The sequence below is a fragment of the Cupriavidus taiwanensis genome (assembly GCF_900249755.1).
Lineage (GTDB): Bacteria > Pseudomonadota > Gammaproteobacteria > Burkholderiales > Burkholderiaceae > Cupriavidus > Cupriavidus taiwanensis_D.
Window position 1 is genome coordinate 1,559,958 of the sequence record NZ_LT976854.1, and the last position, 18,171, is coordinate 1,578,128.

Annotated in this window: 16 protein-coding genes; 3 read left to right on the plus strand and 13 right to left on the minus strand. The window is 69.5% G+C overall.

Going from position 1 to position 18,171, the window contains the following annotated elements:
- The first annotated feature begins 274 nt into the window (after nucleotides 1-274).
- From CBM2594_RS22690 to CBM2594_RS22700, 3 genes are all read left to right on the plus strand, one after another.
- Nucleotides 275-922, plus strand: a complete 648-nt coding sequence (locus CBM2594_RS22690) for a response regulator transcription factor (RefSeq protein ID WP_116359046.1) — start codon at nucleotides 275-277, stop codon at nucleotides 920-922.
- Between the two features lie 35 nt (nucleotides 923-957).
- Nucleotides 958-4,368 carry an ATP-binding protein gene (locus tag CBM2594_RS22695; RefSeq protein ID WP_116359048.1) on the plus strand — a complete coding sequence of 1,137 codons (3,411 nt, stop codon included), beginning with the start codon at nucleotides 958-960 and terminating at the stop codon, nucleotides 4,366-4,368.
- Nucleotides 4,369-4,498: 130 nt separating this feature from the next.
- Nucleotides 4,499-5,890 (plus strand): MFS transporter, encoded by a 1,392-nt coding sequence (locus CBM2594_RS22700; RefSeq protein ID WP_116359050.1) that lies wholly within the window; start codon nucleotides 4,499-4,501, stop codon nucleotides 5,888-5,890.
- 204 nt (nucleotides 5,891-6,094) lie between these two features.
- On the opposite strand, the gene CBM2594_RS22705 is transcribed toward CBM2594_RS22700, so the two are convergent.
- The 13 genes from CBM2594_RS22705 to CBM2594_RS22765 all read right to left on the minus strand — a co-directional run bounded on the left by CBM2594_RS22705 (nucleotide 6,095) and on the right by CBM2594_RS22765 (nucleotide 18,122).
- A complete protein-coding gene (locus CBM2594_RS22705; protein WP_116359052.1) occupies nucleotides 6,095-7,072 on the minus strand; it encodes a Bug family tripartite tricarboxylate transporter substrate binding protein in 978 nt (325 codons plus the stop codon).
- A 95-nt stretch (nucleotides 7,073-7,167) separates the two neighbouring features.
- A complete protein-coding gene (locus CBM2594_RS22710) occupies nucleotides 7,168-7,980 on the minus strand; it encodes an SDR family oxidoreductase (protein WP_116359053.1) in 813 nt (270 codons plus the stop codon).
- Between the two features lie 49 nt (nucleotides 7,981-8,029).
- Complete coding sequence (locus CBM2594_RS22715; RefSeq protein WP_116359054.1) at nucleotides 8,030-8,953, minus strand: IclR family transcriptional regulator; 924 nt, start codon at nucleotides 8,951-8,953, stop codon at nucleotides 8,030-8,032.
- 239 nt (nucleotides 8,954-9,192) lie between these two features.
- Nucleotides 9,193-9,873: a carboxymuconolactone decarboxylase family protein gene (locus CBM2594_RS22720; RefSeq protein ID WP_116359734.1), complete on the minus strand. Its 681-nt coding sequence runs from the start codon at nucleotides 9,871-9,873 to the stop codon at nucleotides 9,193-9,195.
- A 106-nt stretch (nucleotides 9,874-9,979) separates the two neighbouring features.
- Nucleotides 9,980-10,480 (minus strand): (R)-mandelonitrile lyase, encoded by a 501-nt coding sequence (locus tag CBM2594_RS22725; protein ID WP_198048197.1) that lies wholly within the window; start codon nucleotides 10,478-10,480, stop codon nucleotides 9,980-9,982.
- Between the two features lie 17 nt (nucleotides 10,481-10,497).
- Nucleotides 10,498-10,851, minus strand: coding sequence for a cyclophilin-like fold protein (locus tag CBM2594_RS22730; RefSeq protein WP_116359735.1), 354 nt, complete (start codon nucleotides 10,849-10,851; stop codon nucleotides 10,498-10,500).
- Between the two features lie 290 nt (nucleotides 10,852-11,141).
- Nucleotides 11,142-12,179: a Bug family tripartite tricarboxylate transporter substrate binding protein gene (locus tag CBM2594_RS22735; protein WP_116359055.1), complete on the minus strand. Its 1,038-nt coding sequence runs from the start codon at nucleotides 12,177-12,179 to the stop codon at nucleotides 11,142-11,144.
- Nucleotides 12,180-12,278: 99 nt separating this feature from the next.
- Complete coding sequence (locus tag CBM2594_RS22740) at nucleotides 12,279-13,190, minus strand: HpcH/HpaI aldolase/citrate lyase family protein (protein ID WP_116359056.1); 912 nt, start codon at nucleotides 13,188-13,190, stop codon at nucleotides 12,279-12,281.
- Between the two features lie 52 nt (nucleotides 13,191-13,242).
- Nucleotides 13,243-14,496: a CaiB/BaiF CoA transferase family protein gene (locus CBM2594_RS22745; RefSeq protein ID WP_116359057.1), complete on the minus strand. Its 1,254-nt coding sequence runs from the start codon at nucleotides 14,494-14,496 to the stop codon at nucleotides 13,243-13,245.
- On the minus strand, nucleotides 14,493-14,981 hold the full coding sequence (locus CBM2594_RS22750; protein WP_116359058.1) for a MaoC family dehydratase: 489 nt from the start codon (nucleotides 14,979-14,981) through the stop codon (nucleotides 14,493-14,495). Before CBM2594_RS22750 ends, CBM2594_RS22745 begins: the two co-directional genes overlap by 4 nt.
- Nucleotides 14,978-16,192, minus strand: coding sequence for an acyl-CoA dehydrogenase family protein (locus CBM2594_RS22755; protein WP_232346713.1), 1,215 nt, complete (start codon nucleotides 16,190-16,192; stop codon nucleotides 14,978-14,980). Before CBM2594_RS22755 ends, CBM2594_RS22750 begins: the two co-directional genes overlap by 4 nt.
- Before the next feature lie 26 nt (nucleotides 16,193-16,218).
- Entirely contained in the window at nucleotides 16,219-16,755 is a 537-nt protein-coding gene (locus tag CBM2594_RS22760; protein ID WP_198048198.1) for a MaoC family dehydratase, read from the minus strand.
- Entirely contained in the window at nucleotides 16,752-18,122 is a 1,371-nt protein-coding gene (locus tag CBM2594_RS22765; RefSeq protein ID WP_116359060.1) for an MmgE/PrpD family protein, read from the minus strand. Before CBM2594_RS22765 ends, CBM2594_RS22760 begins: the two co-directional genes overlap by 4 nt.
- Nucleotides 18,123-18,171: the final 49 nt, after the last annotated feature.

An 18,171-nucleotide genomic window follows, 5' to 3' on the forward strand; every position in this document is an offset into this window, starting at 1 on the left:
CGTGCATTGATCTCCCGCAATGGGTGTAGCGCAAGACAAAGGCAGGGTTCCTGCGCAAACCCGGGCCAAGCCGGCGCGGCATAGCACCGATCATGCAGGCATGTCATTGCATTGGCCGGATCCGGTCCGCTGCGCATCCCCGCCGGGGCGCCATGAACTAGCGGAATTCCGATTCAGCGGGGCGTGGAATCTGGCCAGAATGCGAGTCTTGTGATGACGCCACCGCCCCGCGCTGCCGGCAGCAACCGGTTGCCGCCTCACCCGGAGATTGCCGATGAACGAACGAGTCCTGCGCGTTGCCCTGGCCGACGACCACCCGCTGGTGGTGGCTGCGCTGCGCGACTGCCTGCAGCGCAGCGCGCGCGTCCAGATCAGCGGCGAATGCCGCAACGGCACCGAGCTGCTGGGCTCGCTGGCGCGGCATCCCGCCGATATCGCCATCACCGATTTCTGCATGGGCCACGGCGACGCCTCGCTGGACGGCTTCAACCTGCTCAGCCGCCTGGCGCGGCGCCATCCCGCGACGCGGGTGGTGGTGATCAGCGCCCGCTCCAACGCCGCCATCGTCCGCCGCGCCATGAAGCTGGGCGTGCGCGGCTTCGTCAGCAAGGAAGATCCGCTCGATGAAGTGGTGCGCGCCTGCGCCCACGCCGCGTTCGGCCGGGGCTGCTTCTGCTCGCCCGCGGTGCAGCGCGTGCTGCAGCGCGCGGCGCTGGCCGGCTCGCCCGCGCGGGAGCCGACCCAGCGCGAGCTCGAGGTGATCCGGCTCTATGCGCAGGGCGCGCAGCTGACCGAGATCGCCGCCAAGCTGGGCCGCTCGGTCAGCACCATCTCCAGCCAGAAGACCGTGGCCATGCGCAAGCTGGGGGTGCAGACCAATACCGGGCTGATCCGCTATGCCTATGAAAGCGGGTTGATCTGACCGGGCTTCGACCCGGCCCGCAGCCCTCCACGACCATGCAGCAAGACCCCGACCGCACCCGCGACAGCCTGACCAGCACCTTCGACGCGCTTGCCGGCCACGCGCGCCGCCAGCAACGCCTGTATTCGGTGACCGTCGCGACGCTGATCGCCATCGTGCTGTGCGCCGGCACGCTGCTGGCCGGGCTGGCGGCGGACCAGCACCTGGACTATCGCCGCAGCCAGGTCGCGCACTATGTCGGCACGGTGTCGCAGCGGTTGCATAACGAAGCGTCGTTCGTGCGCCGGACCGCGCTGAGCATCCGCTACCATCTTGGCACCGCCGCGCCGGACCCGTCGCGCGACCCCGGCCTCGATGCCTTGCGCCGCACCGGCGCGGCCGCGGCCCATGTCGAGGCCGTGCGCAAGGACTACCATCTGCTCGCCGCCGACGCCACGCGCCAGGCATGGGGCGCCAGCCTGCCCATGCAATTCGCGCGGCTGCGCCAAATCGCGCTGGCCACGGTGGCCACGCAGCAGGCCTTCGATCTCGGTCATGGCGCCTATGCAGTCTCGCTGGACGAAGACAGCGCGGTCGTGATCCGCCAGCCGCAAGCCGGCGCGGGCGCGCCGCGGGCGCTGGATCCGGCGCTGATCCCGCTCTTGCGCACGCAGCTGACGCGCGCGCTGCTGGACCGCACCGGCCACGCCGTGCCCGCGCGCGACCAGCCGGTGTGGCTGGGGCCGCTGCGCGATCCCGTCGACGACACCCCCGTCATGGTATTGGCCGGCGCCGCCTATGCCGGCGATCGCGCCACCATGCTGGTGGCGACCTGCGTGCCGGTGCAGGCGTTCCTGGCTGGCCTGCCGCCGCCACCGGACCACGCCGGCCTGGCGCTGCTCAACGACACGGATCAACTGATCGACGTGTGGCCGCATGCCGCCGCCCTCAGCCTGGCCAGCGCCCGCGGCATCGCCGCGCGCGGCCGCGGCCTGCCGCACAACGCGATGCGCCTGACGCGCGCGGGCGTCGTGCTGGTGCAGCCATTGCAGGGCGGCTTCGGCCTGCTGGTCTACCAGCTGCCGTACCGGCTGCTGGCCAACGCGCTGGCCGCCGAACTGGCGGTGATCGGCGGCGCCATGCTGCTGCTGACCGGCGCCATCGTGCTCGCGGCGCGCTACTGGAGCCGGCAGCTGCTGCGGCGCTCGCATGCCGAAGCGCGGCGCGCGCTGGAAAGCGAGTTGATGAACCAGGTGCTGGTCACCGCCACGCCGGTCGGCCTGTGCATCGTGCGCCAGCACGACCACGCCGTGCTGGCGTGCAATCCGCTGGCGGCGTCGCTGCTGCCGGCGCGGCCGCACCAGCCCCTGCCCGCCGCGGTGGCTGACGCGCTGGACCGGCAGCCGTGCGGCGCCGGCGGTGGCCCCGCCTCCGTCTCCACCATCACCGTCGCGGCCCCTGAGCCGCCCGGCCCTGCCGACGCGGCGCCGCGCTTCCTGCAGATCACCTATGCGCCAGCGCGCTACCGCGATGAAGCCGTGCTGTTCTGCGCGGTGCAGGACTGCACCGCGCAACAGGCGCTGCAACAGCAGCTGCGCTCCGCCCAGCAGGCCACCGAAGCCATGCTGCGGGTGCGCTCGAACTTCTTCGCCGCGATGAGCCACGAGATCCGCACGCCGCTGAATGCGCTGCTGGGCAACCTGGAACTGCTGGCGCGCAGCGGCGGGCTGGAGCCGCATGCGGCGCGGCTGCGCGCGCTGGAAACCGCCGCCGGGTCGCTGCGCCGCATCGTCAACGACGTGCTGGACTTCTCCAAGATCGATGCGGGCCAGCTGGCGCTGGTCGATGCTCCATTTCGTCCCGTCGAGGCGCTGGAGAGCCTGGCACTGGCCTATGCGCCCATGGCGGCGGACCGCCCGGTCCGCTTGTGCCTGCAGCTATCGCCCACGCTGGACACCGAAGTCATGGGCGATCGCACGCGGCTGATGCAGGTCTTCGGCAACCTGCTGAACAACGCCTTCAAGTTCACCGCCAGCGGCCGCATCACGCTGAGCGGCGAACTGCAGGCCGATCTGCCGGGAAAGCCGGGCATGCAGCGGCTGGTCTGCCGCGTCAGCGATTCCGGCATCGGCATGGCGCCGGCGCTGGCGGCACGCGTGTTCCAGCCGTTCGTGCAGGGCGATGCCGGCGCCGCCAGCCGCTATGGCGGCACCGGGCTGGGGCTGTCGATCTGCGCCAGGCTGTGCGAGCTGATGGGCGGCAGCATCGTCGTGGACAGCGTGCCGGGGGTGGGCAGCGCGTTCACGGTATCGTTGCCGCTGCAGCCGGCCGATAAAGACCGGCAGGAACCCGCGGCGGCCAGCGTGGCGCACCGTGGCCATGTGCTGGTGCTGTCCCAGGACGAACGCAGCGGCGCCTCGATCGAAGCGTGGCTCAGGACCGCGGGCTGGCGCACCGAGGGCGTCGCGTCTTTGGCGGCGGCGCAGGAACGCGTGCAGCGCCACGCGCCTGCAGCCGTGGTCGCGACCGACGAGTTCGCCGCGGCGGCGCTGGCCACGCTGCGCCGCGCCGCGCCGGTGGCGCTGGTGTGGCTGTCGGCCGACGGCCCGCATCGTCCGCGGCAGCGCGGGCCCGGCATGCTGGAGGCGTCGGCGTTCAGCCATCGCGCGCTGCTCGACGCCGTGGCGGCAGCCTGCGGCGAGACGCAAACGGCGACGACCGCCGGGCCCGCGCCCGCGTTGCCGGCGCTGCCCGCGCCCTCAGCCGCGCCGCTGACCATCCTTGTCGCCGAGGACAACCCGCTGAACCAGTCGCTGATCGCCGAGCAACTGCAGGCGCTCGGCTGCCACCCTATCGTCACCGGCAACGGCAAGCAGGCGCTGGCGGTGCTGGAGCACGCGCGCGTCGACGCGCTGCTGACCGACCTGCATATGCCTGGCATGGACGGCCACGCATTGCTGCACGCGGTACAAGCCCGGCATCCGGGCCTGCCCGTGCTGGCCTTCAGCGCGCTGGCGTGCAGCGATCCCGCGCAGGACTGGCACCTGCAAGGCTTCTCCGGCTACCTCGCCAAGCCCGCCTCGCTGCAGGACCTCGAAGCCTGCCTGCGCAGCCTGCCAGTACCCGCCGGCCACGCCGGCCCGACCGCGCCACAAGGCGAGCCGGCCGCGCCGGTGCAGGCCCCGCGCCGCCGCTACGAAGACATGCTGCGCCGGCAGCTGCGGCAAGACCTGCCGGCGCTGTCGCGCATCGTCGCGCAGCAGGACCTGGCCGGCCTGCGGCACTGGGTGCATGCCGCGGCAGGCGCCTTCATGATCGTGCGGCGGCAGTCCATCGTCAGGGAATGCCGGGCGGTCGAAGCACTGTGCGAAGCAGCCCCGGCCTGGGCCCCGGCCATGACGGAAGCCGCCAGCGCCCTGTACCAGCGGCTGCAGCGCTACGCGCTCGGCGCCGCGGCCGCGCCCTAGCAGCCTCGAATTACCACAATTGGCGGATTTGCGAGCAGCCCCACGCGCGACCATAATGGCAACGCCGCGCCGTGGCCGCCTGGCCAGGCTTATCCGATCCGGGCGCGGCATTGTCTCCAATGTCTCCCTCATGCAGCCAGAACAAGGCCTTCCCCAACCCCAGCGCACCTGGGCGATCCTCACCGTTTTCTTCGGCCTGATCATGGCCGTGCTCGACGGCTCGATCGCCAATATCGCGCTGCCCTCGATCTCGCGCGAACTGCAGGCCGATCCCGCCAGCACCATCTGGGTCGTCAACGCCTACCAGCTCACGGTCACCGTGTGCCTGCTGCCGCTGTCGTCGCTGGGCGATATCCTTGGCTACAAGCGGGTCTACCGGGCGGGGCTTGCCACCTTCCTGGTGGGGTCGCTGCTGTGCGCGCTGGCGGTCAACCTGCCGATGCTGGTGGCCGCGCGCGTGCTGCAGGGCATCGGCGGCGCCGGCATCATGAGCGTCAACACCGCGCTGGTGCGCTTTATCTATCCGCCCACGCGCCTGGGCCGCGGCATCGGCCTCAATGCCCTGGTGGTGGGCGTGACCATCGCCGTGGGGCCGTCGCTGGGCGCGCTGATTTTGGCGGTGGCCAGCTGGCCATGGCTGTTCGCGGTCAATGTGCCGGTCGCCATCGCCGCGCTGGCGCTGAGCCGCACCGCGCTGCCGGCCACGCCGCCGCAGCCGCGCGCTTTCGACTACCCCAGCGCGCTGCTGTCGGCGCTGGTGTTCGGCATGTTTATCCTGAGCGTCGACGGCCTGGGCCACCCCGGCTGGCGCCTGGCCGGCAGCGCGGGCGTGGCGCTCGCGGTGGTGCTGGGCTGGCTGCTGATGCGGCGCCAGCGCGGGCGCGCCGCGCCGCTGGTGCCGGTGGACCTGTTCGCCAGCCGGGCCTTTACGCTGGCGGTGGGCACCTCGTTCTGCTCGTTCATGACGCAGATGTTGTCGTTCGTGGCGCTGCCGTTCTATCTGGAGTACCAGCTCGGCCGCTCGCTGCAGGAGACCGGCCTGCTGATTACGCCGTGGCCCTTGATGGTGGCGGTGATGGCGGCAGTCTCGGGCCGGTTGTCCGACCGCTATCCGGCCAGCATCCTCGCCGGCATCGGCCTGGCCATGCTGGGCGGCGGCCTGGTCGGGCTGGCGACGCTGGGGCCCGACGCCGGCAGCTTCGACATCGCCTGGCGCATGGCCATGTGCGGCACCGGCTTCGGCTTCTTCCAGTCCCCCAACAACCGCGCCATGATCGGCGCCACCCCTCCGGAACGCAGCGGCGGCGCCAGCGGCGCGCAGGCGACGACGCGGCTGCTGGGGCAGACCACCGGCACGGCATTGGTGGCGCTGCTGTTCAGCCTGTCGCCGGCCGGCGCGGCGCGCATGGCGTTGTATGTGGCGGCGGCGGTGGCGGCAGTGGGGGCGATGATCAGCCTGAGCCGGTTGCGTGGTACCAGCGGCGAGACGATGGGGCGGGAGTCGGTGGAGCCGGATGCGTAGAGGGAAGTGCGCTACGAACGCATCCGTTCCTGCCGGTTTGCTCTCCTCTCCCGCTTGCGGGAGAGGGAGTACACAAGCGGGAATTGGAAAGTTCGAGGCAATGATTCCGCTGCTGGTTTGCTCCCCTCTCCCGCTTGCGGGAGAGGGAGTACACAATCGGTAGATAAATGCTCCGCACCAGCGCTGCACGCACCAGCGCTGCAACTACTCCGCCTTCGCCCCGGACTCCTTCACCACCCGCGCCCACTTCGCAATTTCCTGCCGCTGGTACGCCGCCAGTTTTTCCGGCGTGCCCAGCACCGGGTCCAGCCCCAGCGTCTTCAGCTTCGCCTGCACGTCAGGCAGCGTGAAAATGCGGTTGAGCTCGGCATTCAGTTTGACAACGACCTCCTTCGGCGTATTCGCCGGCGCGAACACCGCGAACCACGAATCCGCCTCGAAGCCCGGCAAGCCCTGCTCCGCCAGCGTCGGGATATCCGGCGCCGAAGCCGAGCGCTTTGCGCTGGTAATGCCCAGCGCGCGCAGCTTGCCCTCGCGCACCACCGGAAGCGCCGACGGCAGGTTGTCGAACATCATGGTGATATGGCCGCCAAGCAAATCCGGGATGGCCATGGCGCGGCCCTTGTATGGGACGTGCGTGATCTTGACGCCCGCCATCGCATTGAACATCTCCCCCGCCACATGCGGCGAGGTGCCGATGCCCGGCGTGCCGAAGGTCAGGCCGCCCGGCTTGGCCTTGGCCAGCGCGATCAGCTCCGCCACGTTCTTCGCCGGCACGCCGGGATTGACCACCAGCACGTTGGGCGTCGAGGCGATCAGGACCACCGGCGTGAAGTCCTTGACCATGTCGTACGGCATCTTGCTGTAAAGCGCGCCGTTGATCGAATGCGTGCCGACGGTGCCGAGCGCCAGGGTATGGCCGTCGGCCGGCGCGTGGGCCACGGCCTCGGCGCCGATATTGCCGCCCGCGCCCGGCTTGTTGTCGACCACCACGGGCTGGCCCCAGGCGGGCGAGATCTTCTCCGAGACGATGCGCGCCAGCGTGTCGGGCGCGCCGCCAGTGGGAAAGCCCACCACGATGCGGATGGGCTTGGCGGGATAGCCCTGTGCCTGCGCGGCGGCGGGGCTGATCACGGTGGATGCGGCAAGCACTGCCGCCGCGGCAACGGTACCGAAACGCATGGGATGCTCCTCCGGTTGCGCGCGGCTGCGTGGCGGCGCGCATTGTGAAAGCGGCGGCAAAGCCGCCGCCGAAACCTGCCAGTCTGCCGTTCCCTTCAGACCGCGATGCCGCCGAACTCCTGCATCACCTTGTCATGCAGGCGGCGCATGCCGCGCAGCCAGCGGTCATAGTCCTGGCCCTTGCGGCGATAGTACTCAAGCACTTCGGGGTGCGGCAAGATCAGGAAGCGCTCGTCGGCCACGCCTTCCAGCGTCACCGCGGCGACATGCTCGGCGGTGACCGAGCCTTCCTGCAGGAAGCCCTTGCGCTCGCCGTTCTCGCCGAACAGCATATTGGTCTGCACGCCCTGCGGGCAGATGCAGCTGACCTTGATGCCGCGCTCGCCATAGGTAATCGACAGCCACTCGGCAAAGCCGATGGCCGCGTGCTTGGTCACCGCATAAGGCGCCGAGCCGATCTGCGACAGCAAGCCCGCCGCCGACACCGTGTTGACGAAGTAGCCGTCGCCGCGCTCCAGCATCTGCGGCAGCACCGCGCGCGCCGCGTGGATATGCGCCATCACGTTGATTTCCCAGATGCGCTGCCACTCGTCGGCGCTGGCGTCCAGTCCCTTGCGCAGGATGATGCCGGCGTTGGAGCAGAAGATATCGACCTGGCCGAAGCGCTGCGTCGCCAGGTCGGCCAGCCCCTGCACCGCGGCCGCGTCGGCCACGTCGACCGGCTGCGCAAACACCTGGCAGGCGGGCGCGGCGGCCTGGACCTCGGCGGCCACCGCGGCGGCGCCGGCCGCGTTCAGGTCAGCCACGGCCACGCCGCGCGCGCCCGCCTGCGCAAAGGCCAGTGCCAGCGCGCGGCCGATGCCGGTGGCCGCGCCGGTCACCACGACGGTCTTGTTGCGAACTTCCATGGGTTGTCTCCTCGTTGAATTCGATTGCCGGCGTCAGCGGCCAAACGTATTACGCCGCGTTCGCCGGACCCGGGTCAGGTTCAGGCTGCGCGGAGGCAAAGCGTGCCGTCGCACGCGCGCCGCCAGGCTGCCACAGCCGCGCCTGCAGGGTCTGCGCCAGCTCGCGCACGCGCGGACCCAGGTTGGCTTCCAGGATTTCCGGCGACAGCCGCGCCGCGGCGCCGCCGATATTCAGCGCCAGCACCTCGCTGCTGCCCGCCAGCCGCAGCGGCGCGGCGGCGCCGCTGACGGTGCGGTCCCATTCCGCATGCGCCACGCAGAAGCCGCGCCGGGCATGGTCGCGCAGCGCACGGTCCACGCCAGCGCGCACCGCCGGCCAGCGCGCGCCGTAGTGGCGCGCCAGCTCCGCCAGCGCGGCCTCGCGGTGATCGGCATCGAGTCCCGCCAGCCACGCCCGCCCGATCGCCGAGGTCGCCATCGGCAGCCGCGCCCCGGGCGCCAGCCGGATCACCAGCGCACCGCGCGGCTGGCAGCTTTCCAGGTAGACCATGGCATGGCGGTCCGGCATCGCCAGCGCCACCGTGCAGTCCGTCGCGAACGCCAGCGACTGCATCAGCGGCTGCGCGATCTCGCGGATGCCGGCGCCGCCGACATAGCGGTGCCCCAGCACCATCGCGCCCTGCCCCAGCCGGTACTTCTCGGTCGCCTCGATATAGGTCAGGTAGCCCAGCGTGGCCAGCGTATAGGTCAGCCGCGACACCGTGGGCCGCGGAATGCCCGTGCGCCGCGACAGCTCGGCATTGCCCAGGTAATCGTCCTGGGGCCCGAACGCGCGCAACAGCTCCATGCCGCGCGCCAGTGCCGTGACGAAATTGCGGTCATCGGCACTTCCATTGCCCGCGGGCACGTCGGCCGGCACCAGGATATGTGCGGCATCGGGCGGCGGCGTGGGAATGGTGGTGGTGCGTTTCATGGGCGGCGGCTTGGGGCGAGCCTATTAGATTGCAGGAAACGCGGCTGCGCGGGGGCGCTATGTAGGGAAAGCATGTGCCCTAGAAACGGTGTTCATGGGGCCGATCCGGGACGATGCGGCCTGTTTGTGGCACCAGAGCAGATTTCCGGCGGGCTGGCCGGTGTGTGCAAATGCGCGGGCGGGGAGCACAGTATTGCGCTGTACTCCCCCGCGGCTGCGGCGCCGCCCCGGCAAGCGTTCTATTTCGCCCCGGAGGAACGGGCCAGATGCCGTGCCAGGGCCTCGCCTGCCCTGCGCGCGCTGTCGGCATCCACGCGTTCGGCCAGTACCCGGGCAAGCTGCCGCAGCTGGCCGGCCGTGAGTCCGACGTTCAGGCTGATACGCATATGCGCCTGCAATTGCGACTCGGCTCCAGGGAGTGCCGACAGCATGCCGACCGTGGCCAGCTCACGGCTTTGCCAGTCCAGGTTGTCGCGCTCGAAGATATCGCCGAACAAGTGGGTCTTCAGGTATTCATCGATGGCCGGCGCGAAATCAAACAGCGCGCCAGTCACCGGCGCGCCGGACAAGCGGGTCTGGTTGGCCGTCCCCGCCGCCAGCAGCGCGTCGCCCTTCGGCGCGGCACGGCTGGGCAACGCGCCTGCAGCGTCGTCGATGCCACGCTGCCCGCGCGCCTCCACCACCTTCATCAATTCGGCCAGCGCATTGAGGCTGCGCGGAAATCCCGCATAAGCGTAGAGCTGCACCAGGATTTCCTTGGCTTCATTGACCGTCAGGCCGGCATCCAGCCCCTGGTTCAAGGCGCCGTTCAATCTGGCGATATCGCCTGCGGCACCAAGCGCGCCAATCGGTGCGATGGCCTGCTGGCGCGCGGTCAGGGTTTCAGCGGGGCTGGGTGCGGCGGCTGGTGTGCTGGTCATGTTCCGGGATTCCTGCGCTGTGGGGGCGGCATGGCTGATGGCGGTCGCAAGCACGCAGCCGACGGCCAGCATGATTACGCCGGCCCCGCGACGCCGGTTGCACAGCCTAGCGGGCGTTGTATTGCGCATCGGTGACCTTCTCCATCCAGGTGACGTTCGTCCCCTCCACGGTGCCGGTGACGGCAAGGTGAGTCATCGCGGTCGTGGGCGCCGCGCCGTGCCAGTGTTTGACGCCGGGGGGACACCAGACCACATCGCCGGGGCGGATTTCCTGCACGGGCTTGCCCCATTCCTGCGTGAGCCCCACGCCCGATATCACTACCAGCCGCTGCCCGGCCGGGTGTGTGTGCCAGGCCGAGCGCGCGCCGGGCTCGAACGTCACCAACCCGCCGGAGGCGTTGATATGCGGGTCGGCCGGCCACACCGGATCGATCCGGGCCCGGCCGGTAAAGTAGTCGGCAGGGCCGGCTATCGAGGGCTGGCTGCCGGCGCGTGCGATCTGCTGGGTGGGTGCGGCCGTCGCCGAACCCGCCTGCCCACCTGCCGCGCAGGCGATCGCGCACGGCATGACTGTGGCGCACAAGGCGATTGTCTTGAGAGCGTGCATGAGGCTCCTTGATGAAATCAGGGTTCGACCCGCTCGATCCGCACCTGGTACGGGCCCGCTTGCGCCAGCAAGGGCAGGCCTTCGTCGACCTTGCCGAGCGGCAGCAGGCCGCGCGCATAGGACCGGCCCTTGATGAAAAGCGCCAGGTTGCCCCACGGCGCGTAATGCGTCAGTTCGCCGGCCACGGGTGCCATGCCATCCGGTGCACCCTGCGTGGACAGCTTGCGCGGCAAGCTGGACACGCGCTCGATGGCGGCGTAGTCCTCCATCGTCAGCGATAGCGGCAGCAGTGCGGCGAAATCGCGCGCGGTGGCGTTGTCGTACAGCGTTGCCGTGGCGCTTTGGCCGTTGACGGTCAGCCGAATCTGCATGCGGGCCTTGTTGGAACCGGGCGCCCGCAGCTGGGCCACGGAATGGGTCGGGAAGCACGCTGCCGGTGCAAGCAGAGAACTGGCAAGCAACAGCAGCATGCCGCGGCGCAACGGGTTCCGTGGACGAGAGAGGCGCGTTGTCATCCGCTGCATCTTCGCGGATTCACGCCGGCCTGAGTAGCAAATGGGTGCTTAAAGGCCTTATAAGCCAGGCTAATCAATGGTCGCCGCGCCGGCCATCAGATGACTCCCACCAGCCAGCCACCGCGGCACCGGTTCCGCCCTGACCCTCACTCCATCTTGAGTCCCACCGTCCTGGTCATGGCCTGGTAGGTTGGCCAGGTGCGCCCGATGAACCGCTGCAGCGCTTCGCCGGTCAGGGGCGTGTCCTGGCTGCCAAGCTGTTCGCGCACGTTCCTGACGGCCTCCGACTCGGTGACCGACTGCCGTACCAGCGTGGCGAGGCCGGCGACGATGCCGGCCGGCAGGCCGGCGGGGCCCAGCAGCATGTTGCACTCGGCAAGGTTGCTGAAGACCGGATCGGAAATGCCCTCGTCGGTCCAGGTCGGCACGCCCGGCAGCTTGGCGGAGCGCGGCCCCGAGATCACCAGCAGCGGCTTGAGGCCGCCGGACGCCAGTCCGCCTGACATGCCGAGCAGCGAGCCGGCGCCGATATCGATATGCCCGGCCAGCAGGTCGCCGATCATCGCACCGGTGCCCTTGTAGTTGATGATGTCGAGCTGGGCCCCGGTCAGCTTCTTCAGCTGGGCCACCATCAGTTGCCAGCCCGAGCCGATGCCGTAGTTGCCGACGCTGACGGGCCGCTTCTGTGCCAGCGCGAGCAGCTCCTTGAACGTGCTGGCCGGCAGACCCTTGTTGGCCACCATCACGCCGACGCCGGTGCTGATCGACGCCACCGGCGTGAGGTCGCGCGACGGATCGATGGGCGGCTTCTTCAGCAACACCGGCGCCTGCGCCAGCTGGCTGTGCAAGGTACAGAGCAGCGTGTATCCGTCGGGCCTGGCGCGGGCCACCGCCTCGGCGGCGATCATGCCGATGCCGCCGGGCTTGTTCTCGACCAACACCGGCACCTTCAGCCTGGCGGAAAAGAACTCCGCAAACGCCCGCGCGGTGCTGTCGTTGGACGAACCCGGCGCCTGCGCGGCAATGATGCGGATGGGGCGTGACGGCCAGTCGCTGGCCAGCGCATGGCGTGGCAGCAGCCACGGCAACGCGGCGGCCCCGGCCGCCGCACCCAGCATCTGGCGCCGCCGCAGGTCGACGGCATCCGCGGGCAAGTCCTTGCCCGAACCAGCAATGGAACGCATGAATCTTCTCCCGAAAGCTTCAAGCCTGTGCCCGCGATGGCACGCGGGCACGCCGGTTGGCCGCGGCGCCTTGCCACGGCCGGCACGCAGGGCGTGCTGCTACATGCCGATCAGGTCGGCGCGCTGCACCAGGTTCCTGACGATGCGGACCGAGGCAATGTCGATCATCTTGCCCTCGTACTGGACCGCGCCCAGCCCCTGCGATAGGGCTTCGTCGTAGGCGCGGATCATGTCGCGCGCCCGCGCCACGTCGGCGGCGGCCGGCGAGAAGACATCCTGCGCGAGTTCCACTTGCGACGGGTGGATGGCCCACTTGCCGACCATGCCGAGGATCATGGCGCGGCGTGCTTCCTCGCGGAACGCATCAGGGCTGCGGAAGTCGGCGAACGGGCCGTCGACCGCGTCGAGCCGGTGGGCACGCGCGGCGATCGTCAGCCGCTGGCGCTGGTAGTGCCAGATATCGCCCGGATAGCCGCCGCCCCCGCCGATGTCGCGCATCGATACGCCCTGGCTGGCCGAATAGTCACCCATGCCGAAGATCAGGCATTCCAGCCGCGGCGTCGATGCGGCGATGGCCTCGACGTTCATCATCGCCTCCACTTCTTCGATCAGCACGTCGATGCCGATGCGGTGCTGCAGGCCGAGCTTCTTCTCCATCATCGACAGCAGCTTGTCGACAAACTGCACGTCCGCGGCCGACATCGCCTTGGGCAGCATGATGACATCGAGGTTGCGGCCGGCGCCTTCCACCACTTCGATGATGTCCTCGTAGGCGTATTCGGTAGTCAGGTCGTTGATGCGCACGCAGCGCGTGGTGCGGCCCCAGTCCAGCCCGTTGAGGGCCTCGACGATCTTGCGCCGTGCCGGGCGCTTTTCGCTGGGCGCGACCGCGTCCTCCAGGTCAAGGAAGACGAAGTCCACGCCCATGCCCGCGGCCTTGGCCATCATCTTCTCGCTCGATCCCGGCACGGACAGCTGGCAGCGGCGCAGCCGCCTGGTTCGTTCCTGCATGATGTTGTCTCCTGTCTGTTATAGGGATGTTGTTCTTTGCGGTGGCGTGGTCCTACTGCACCACGCCGTCCGCGCGCAGCGCGGCAATCTCGCGCGCATCGAAGCCGAGGCCGGCCAGGGTCCGGTCGGTGTGTTCACCGGTCATCGGCGCCCGGCGCCGTACACCGCCAGGGGTGGCGCTCATCCGCACCGGACTGCCGGCAATGGTCAGGGGCTTGTGCGCACCGGGCTGCTCGGTGTCGACCAGCATCGCGCGGATGCGGAAATGCGGATCGTCGAAAATGTCGGCGGCGTCGAACACGGGGCCGAACGGCACCTCGCCGCCCAGCATCTCGGCCAGCGCGCGCTTGGTGTGGCGTGCGGTCCAGGCGCCGACTGCTTGCTCCACCTCGGCGCGGTGCCGCACGCGCAGTTCGTTGGTGGCAAAGCGCGGGTCGTCGGCCCATTGCGGATGGCCCATGCGCTCCACCAGCAAGCGCCAGAAGCGGTCGTTCGGCACCCCCAGGCTGATAAAGCCATCGCTGGCGGGGAACAGGCCGAACGGGCACAGCAGCGGATGGCCATTGCCCTCGGGTCCGGGTGCCTGCGCCGAGGCGCTGTACTGGAACACCATGCGCTCGCATACGGCCAGCACGGCGTCGACCATGGCCACGTCGACGAACTGCCCGCGGCCGGTGCGTTCGGCATGCCAGCAAGCCGCCGCGATGCCGTAGGCCAGGAACATGGCCGGCACGATATCGCCGACGCCGGGACCGATCTTGGTCGGCGCGCCGCCGCGCTGCGGACCGGTGATGCCCATGATGCCGCCCATGGCCTGCGCGACCGGATCGTAGGCGGGCCAACCGGCGTAGGGGCTTTCGCCGCTGCGCGGGTCGCCGAAGCCGCGCAGCGCCGCGTAGACCAGCCGGGGGTTTTCCTCGGCGAGCCGTTCGTAGCCCAGCCCGAAGCGCTCCATCACGCCGGCGCGGTAGTTTTCGACCAGCACGTCGGCGCCGCGCACCAGCCGCAGCAGGGTCTCGCGCCCGGCGGGCTGCTTCAGGTCCAGCACCAGCGATTCCTTGTTGCGGTTGATCGAGCCGAAGTAGCCGCCAAAGCCGCCGGATTCGATCCGCAAGGCCCCGTCGAGATGCGGGCCGTTGCGCCGCGTCTGGTCGCCGCCGGGCGGCTCGATCTTGATCACGCGCGCGCCCTGGTCGGCGAGCATCATCGAGCAATAAGGGCCGGCAAGCATCTGGGTCAGGTCGAGCACTACCATGCCATGCAAAGCACCGCTTGTGCGCCCCTCAGCGCTACCATCCGCGCTCATCGCCCGCCCCAGTGGCTCTTGCGCTGGATCAGAACGGTACGCTCCGCCTGCACGCACAGCTTGTCGTCCTGGTTCACGCCGTAGTGGCGGAAACGCACGATGCCGGCATCTTCGCGGTCGCCGTCTTCCTTGCCCAGCACTTCGGTATAGGCATAGAGCGTGTCGCCGTGGAAGACCGGATGCGACAGCCGGATCTTGTCGAGCCCCAGCTCCTGCAGGCAGTGCTCGGCGGTGTCCTGCGCCGCGAGCCCGAGCACCATCGACAGGTTGATGCCACCGAAGACCACGCGCTGCGCGAAGATGCCGCCGGCGGCACGCCGCATGGCATCTTCGTTGAAGTGCCCTTCGGCCGTGTTCATGACCATGTTGGTCAGCATGACGTTGTCCATCTCGGTGACGGTCTTGCCGCGCGCATGGCGGATCAGCATGCCGGGCTCGAAGTGCTCGAAGTATCCATCCGGGCTGGTCAGTTCGCAGAGCTTCATGCTGCCTCCTTCGACTGCCGGACCTGGCCGCCGAAGGCGCGGCTGGCGATCATGCCCTCGACTTCGGACTTGCCGAGCAGGCTGTTGGCGATGATGCGTTGCTGGATCTCGGAAGTGCCCTCGAAGATCTTGGTGAGGCGCGCATCGCGCCAGTAGCGCTCCACCGCGAACAGCTTGGTATAGCCCGCCCCGCCGAAAATCTGCAGCGCCGACGAGGTCACGCGCTCGGCCATCTCCGAGGCGAAGTACTTCACCATCGACGCCTCCTTGTCGCAGCGGCGCCCGCTGTCGATCTCGTTGCAGACGAAGTAGAGCAGCTGGCGCGCGGCCTCGATCTCGGTCGCCATGGTGGCGATCTTGAAGCGGATCGCCTGGTACTCGGCGATCGGCATGCCGAACTGGCGCCGCTCCAGCGCGTAGGCCGTCGCGTCTTCCAGCGCGCCCTGCGCCAGGCCGATCGCCCGCGCCGCGGTATGCGCGCGGGCGCCCTCCAGCCCCTTGGCCATCAGCAGGAAGGCCTTGCCTTCCGGCCCCATCAGGTTGCGCTTGGGCACGCGCACGCCGTCGAGCGCAAGCTCGAAGGTCTTCCAGCCGAAGTACCCGATCTTCGGGATCGGCGAGCCGGTCATGCCGGGCGGGAAGGCGCCGCGCTGTTTCTCGATCATGAAGCAGGAAATGCCTTCCCAGCGCTTGTCGGGCGACGGCGGCGCCGAGGTCCGCGCGAACACGATCAGGTAGTCGGCGCCGTCGGCAAAGGTGCACCAGTACTTGTTGCCGGTCAGCACCCACTCGTCGCCCTCCAGCACCGCGCGGCACGAGATCGACGCCAGGTCGGAACCGGTATCCGGCTCGGACAGCGCGCTGGCGTTGAGGAAGTCGCCACGCACCACGCGCGGCAGGTATTCGCGCCGCATGTCTTCCGGCATCGACTTCATGATCCAGCCGCCCTGCGCGCGCGCCACGATCGACGCCACCGACATCCAGCCGCGCGACAGCTGCTCGCAGATCAGGCAGTACTCGAAGATGCCAAGGCCCAGGCCGCCATATTCCTCCGGGATGGTGATGCCGAAGTAGCCCATCTCGGCCATCTTGTCGCGCAGCGACATCGGGATCTCCGCATCCGGGCCGTCCAGCGCGTTGGCCACCGGCAGCACCTCCTTCATCGTGAACTCGCGCGCCGCATCGCGGATCATGCAACGCGCTTCCGTCATGTACCCCAGACCGTCTCCTGACATGCTTATCCCCTCATCCTGACCAGATTGGTACGCTTGAATTCGATCACGGCATCGCCCTGCTGGTTGGCGCCACGCGTGTGCCACGTCACGATGCCGTAGCCGGGCCGGTTGCTGGCCGGCCTGCGCGACACCACGACGGAGCTGGCATAGAGCGTCTCGCCGGGATACACCGGCCGCAGATAGGCCAGCTCGTCGACGCCCAGAAACGGACCACCGCCCTCGGACAGGTCTTCGACCGACAGGCCGAACACGGTGTTGAACAACAGCAGCGGATTGACCGGCACGCCGGGGTGGCCGTTGGCCCGGGCCGCGTCGGCATTGGTGTATTGCGGGTTGTAGTGCAGCGTCAGCACCGAGAACATGGTGTTGTCCGCTGCGGTAACGGTGCGGCCCCAGTGATGGGCGAAGCGCCGGCCGGGCTCGAAATCCTCATAACGGTTGCCGCGGCTGCGCAGCGTGGCCTCGGCTTTCAGGCGGGCGACCACGGGGTCGGCAGGGACCGCGGGTGCGCCTGCGATGGCGGGGTCGATGGTTGTCATTGCATGGCCTCAAACAAGGGTTCGACGGAAGGAAGCCGGTCCAGCGTGTCGACCACCGACACCAGCTTCGCGAACTTGGCCGCACCAATGCGCGGCACGACGATGGCCTGCGCCTTGTCGACCAGGCGCCGCCATTGCATGGCAAGGTCGGCCGCCGGCACCGCCACGTTGGCCTGCGCGCGCAGCGTGCGGCCGTCGCGCGTCAGGATCTCCACGGTGGCGGCGTTGCGGTCCGGACCGGGCACGACCTGCAGCGCGATGCGCTGGCGCGCCCTGACATAGCGCGGCGCCAGCGCGGTCTCTGGCGAATAGAGGGCAAGCGATGCGGTAGGCGCGCCGTCCATCGCCAGCGCCGCAAGATGCTGGATCGCGAACTTGATCTCCAGGCCGGTCTGCGGGTTGGCGATATCGCACACGCCGCGATGCGGCCCCGAGACCAGGATCGTCATCGATTCCAGCATGTCCAGGTCGATGCGGTGCTCGCGGCAGGCCTGGCGCACGGCTTCGATGGTGGAGTGCGTGAGGTAGCAGGACGCGTGGAACTTGAACAGCGTGCGTTCGATCGCCATGCCGGCGCGGCGCTCGAACGTGGCCGGGAACGCTGGCGCGGCGGCCGCCTGGGTGCGGCCGAAACCTTGCTCGCACTCGATGCCGTTGGCGTTGGCGGTGAACCCGCGCGCGGCCAGGCGCGCCGCGATCACGCCGTTCATGGCCGCCTTGCCCGCGTGCAGCGGCTTGGCCATGGTGCCGAACATGCATTTGAGCCCGGCCGCCTGCGTCGCGGCGAGACCCAGTGCATTGGCCGTGGCGGCGGGATCGAGCCCACCCAGCCGCGCACAGGCGGCCGCCGCGCCGAGCGTGCCGGTGGTGCCGGTCGGGTGCAGCCCGAGCCGATACTGCTCGTCCCCCACCACTTCGCCGATGCGGCTTTCGACTTCATGGCCCAGGATCAGCGCGCGCAGCAGGTCCTTGCCGCTCGCGCCGGCCACCTGGGCCACCGCCAGCGCCGCGGGTGCCACCGGCACGGTCGGGTGGCCGCGCATGGCCGAGGCAACGTCGTCGAAGTCGAGGGCATGGCCCGCGGCGCCGTTGATCAGCGCGGCCTGCGCGGGTTCGGCGCGCAGCGGGCTGCCCACCAGCGCGCATGGCAGGTCGCGCAAGCCGGCATATTCGGCAACGAGCATTTCGACCAGCGGCTCGCGGGCGGCGGCAAGGGTCACCGCGATCCAGTCGAGCATGGCATGGCGTGCCCAGGTGAAAGCCGGCGCGCCAAGCTCGGCATCGTCGACCGTGCTGATCCAGCCGGCCAGCGCGCGGGTAAAGCCGGCGCCGTCCGCTGTCTTGTCGTTGGTAGGGTCAGGTTCCACTCGGAAGCATCGCCGCGTTGGTCGGCGCCGTGTTGTTGTCGATGAACCG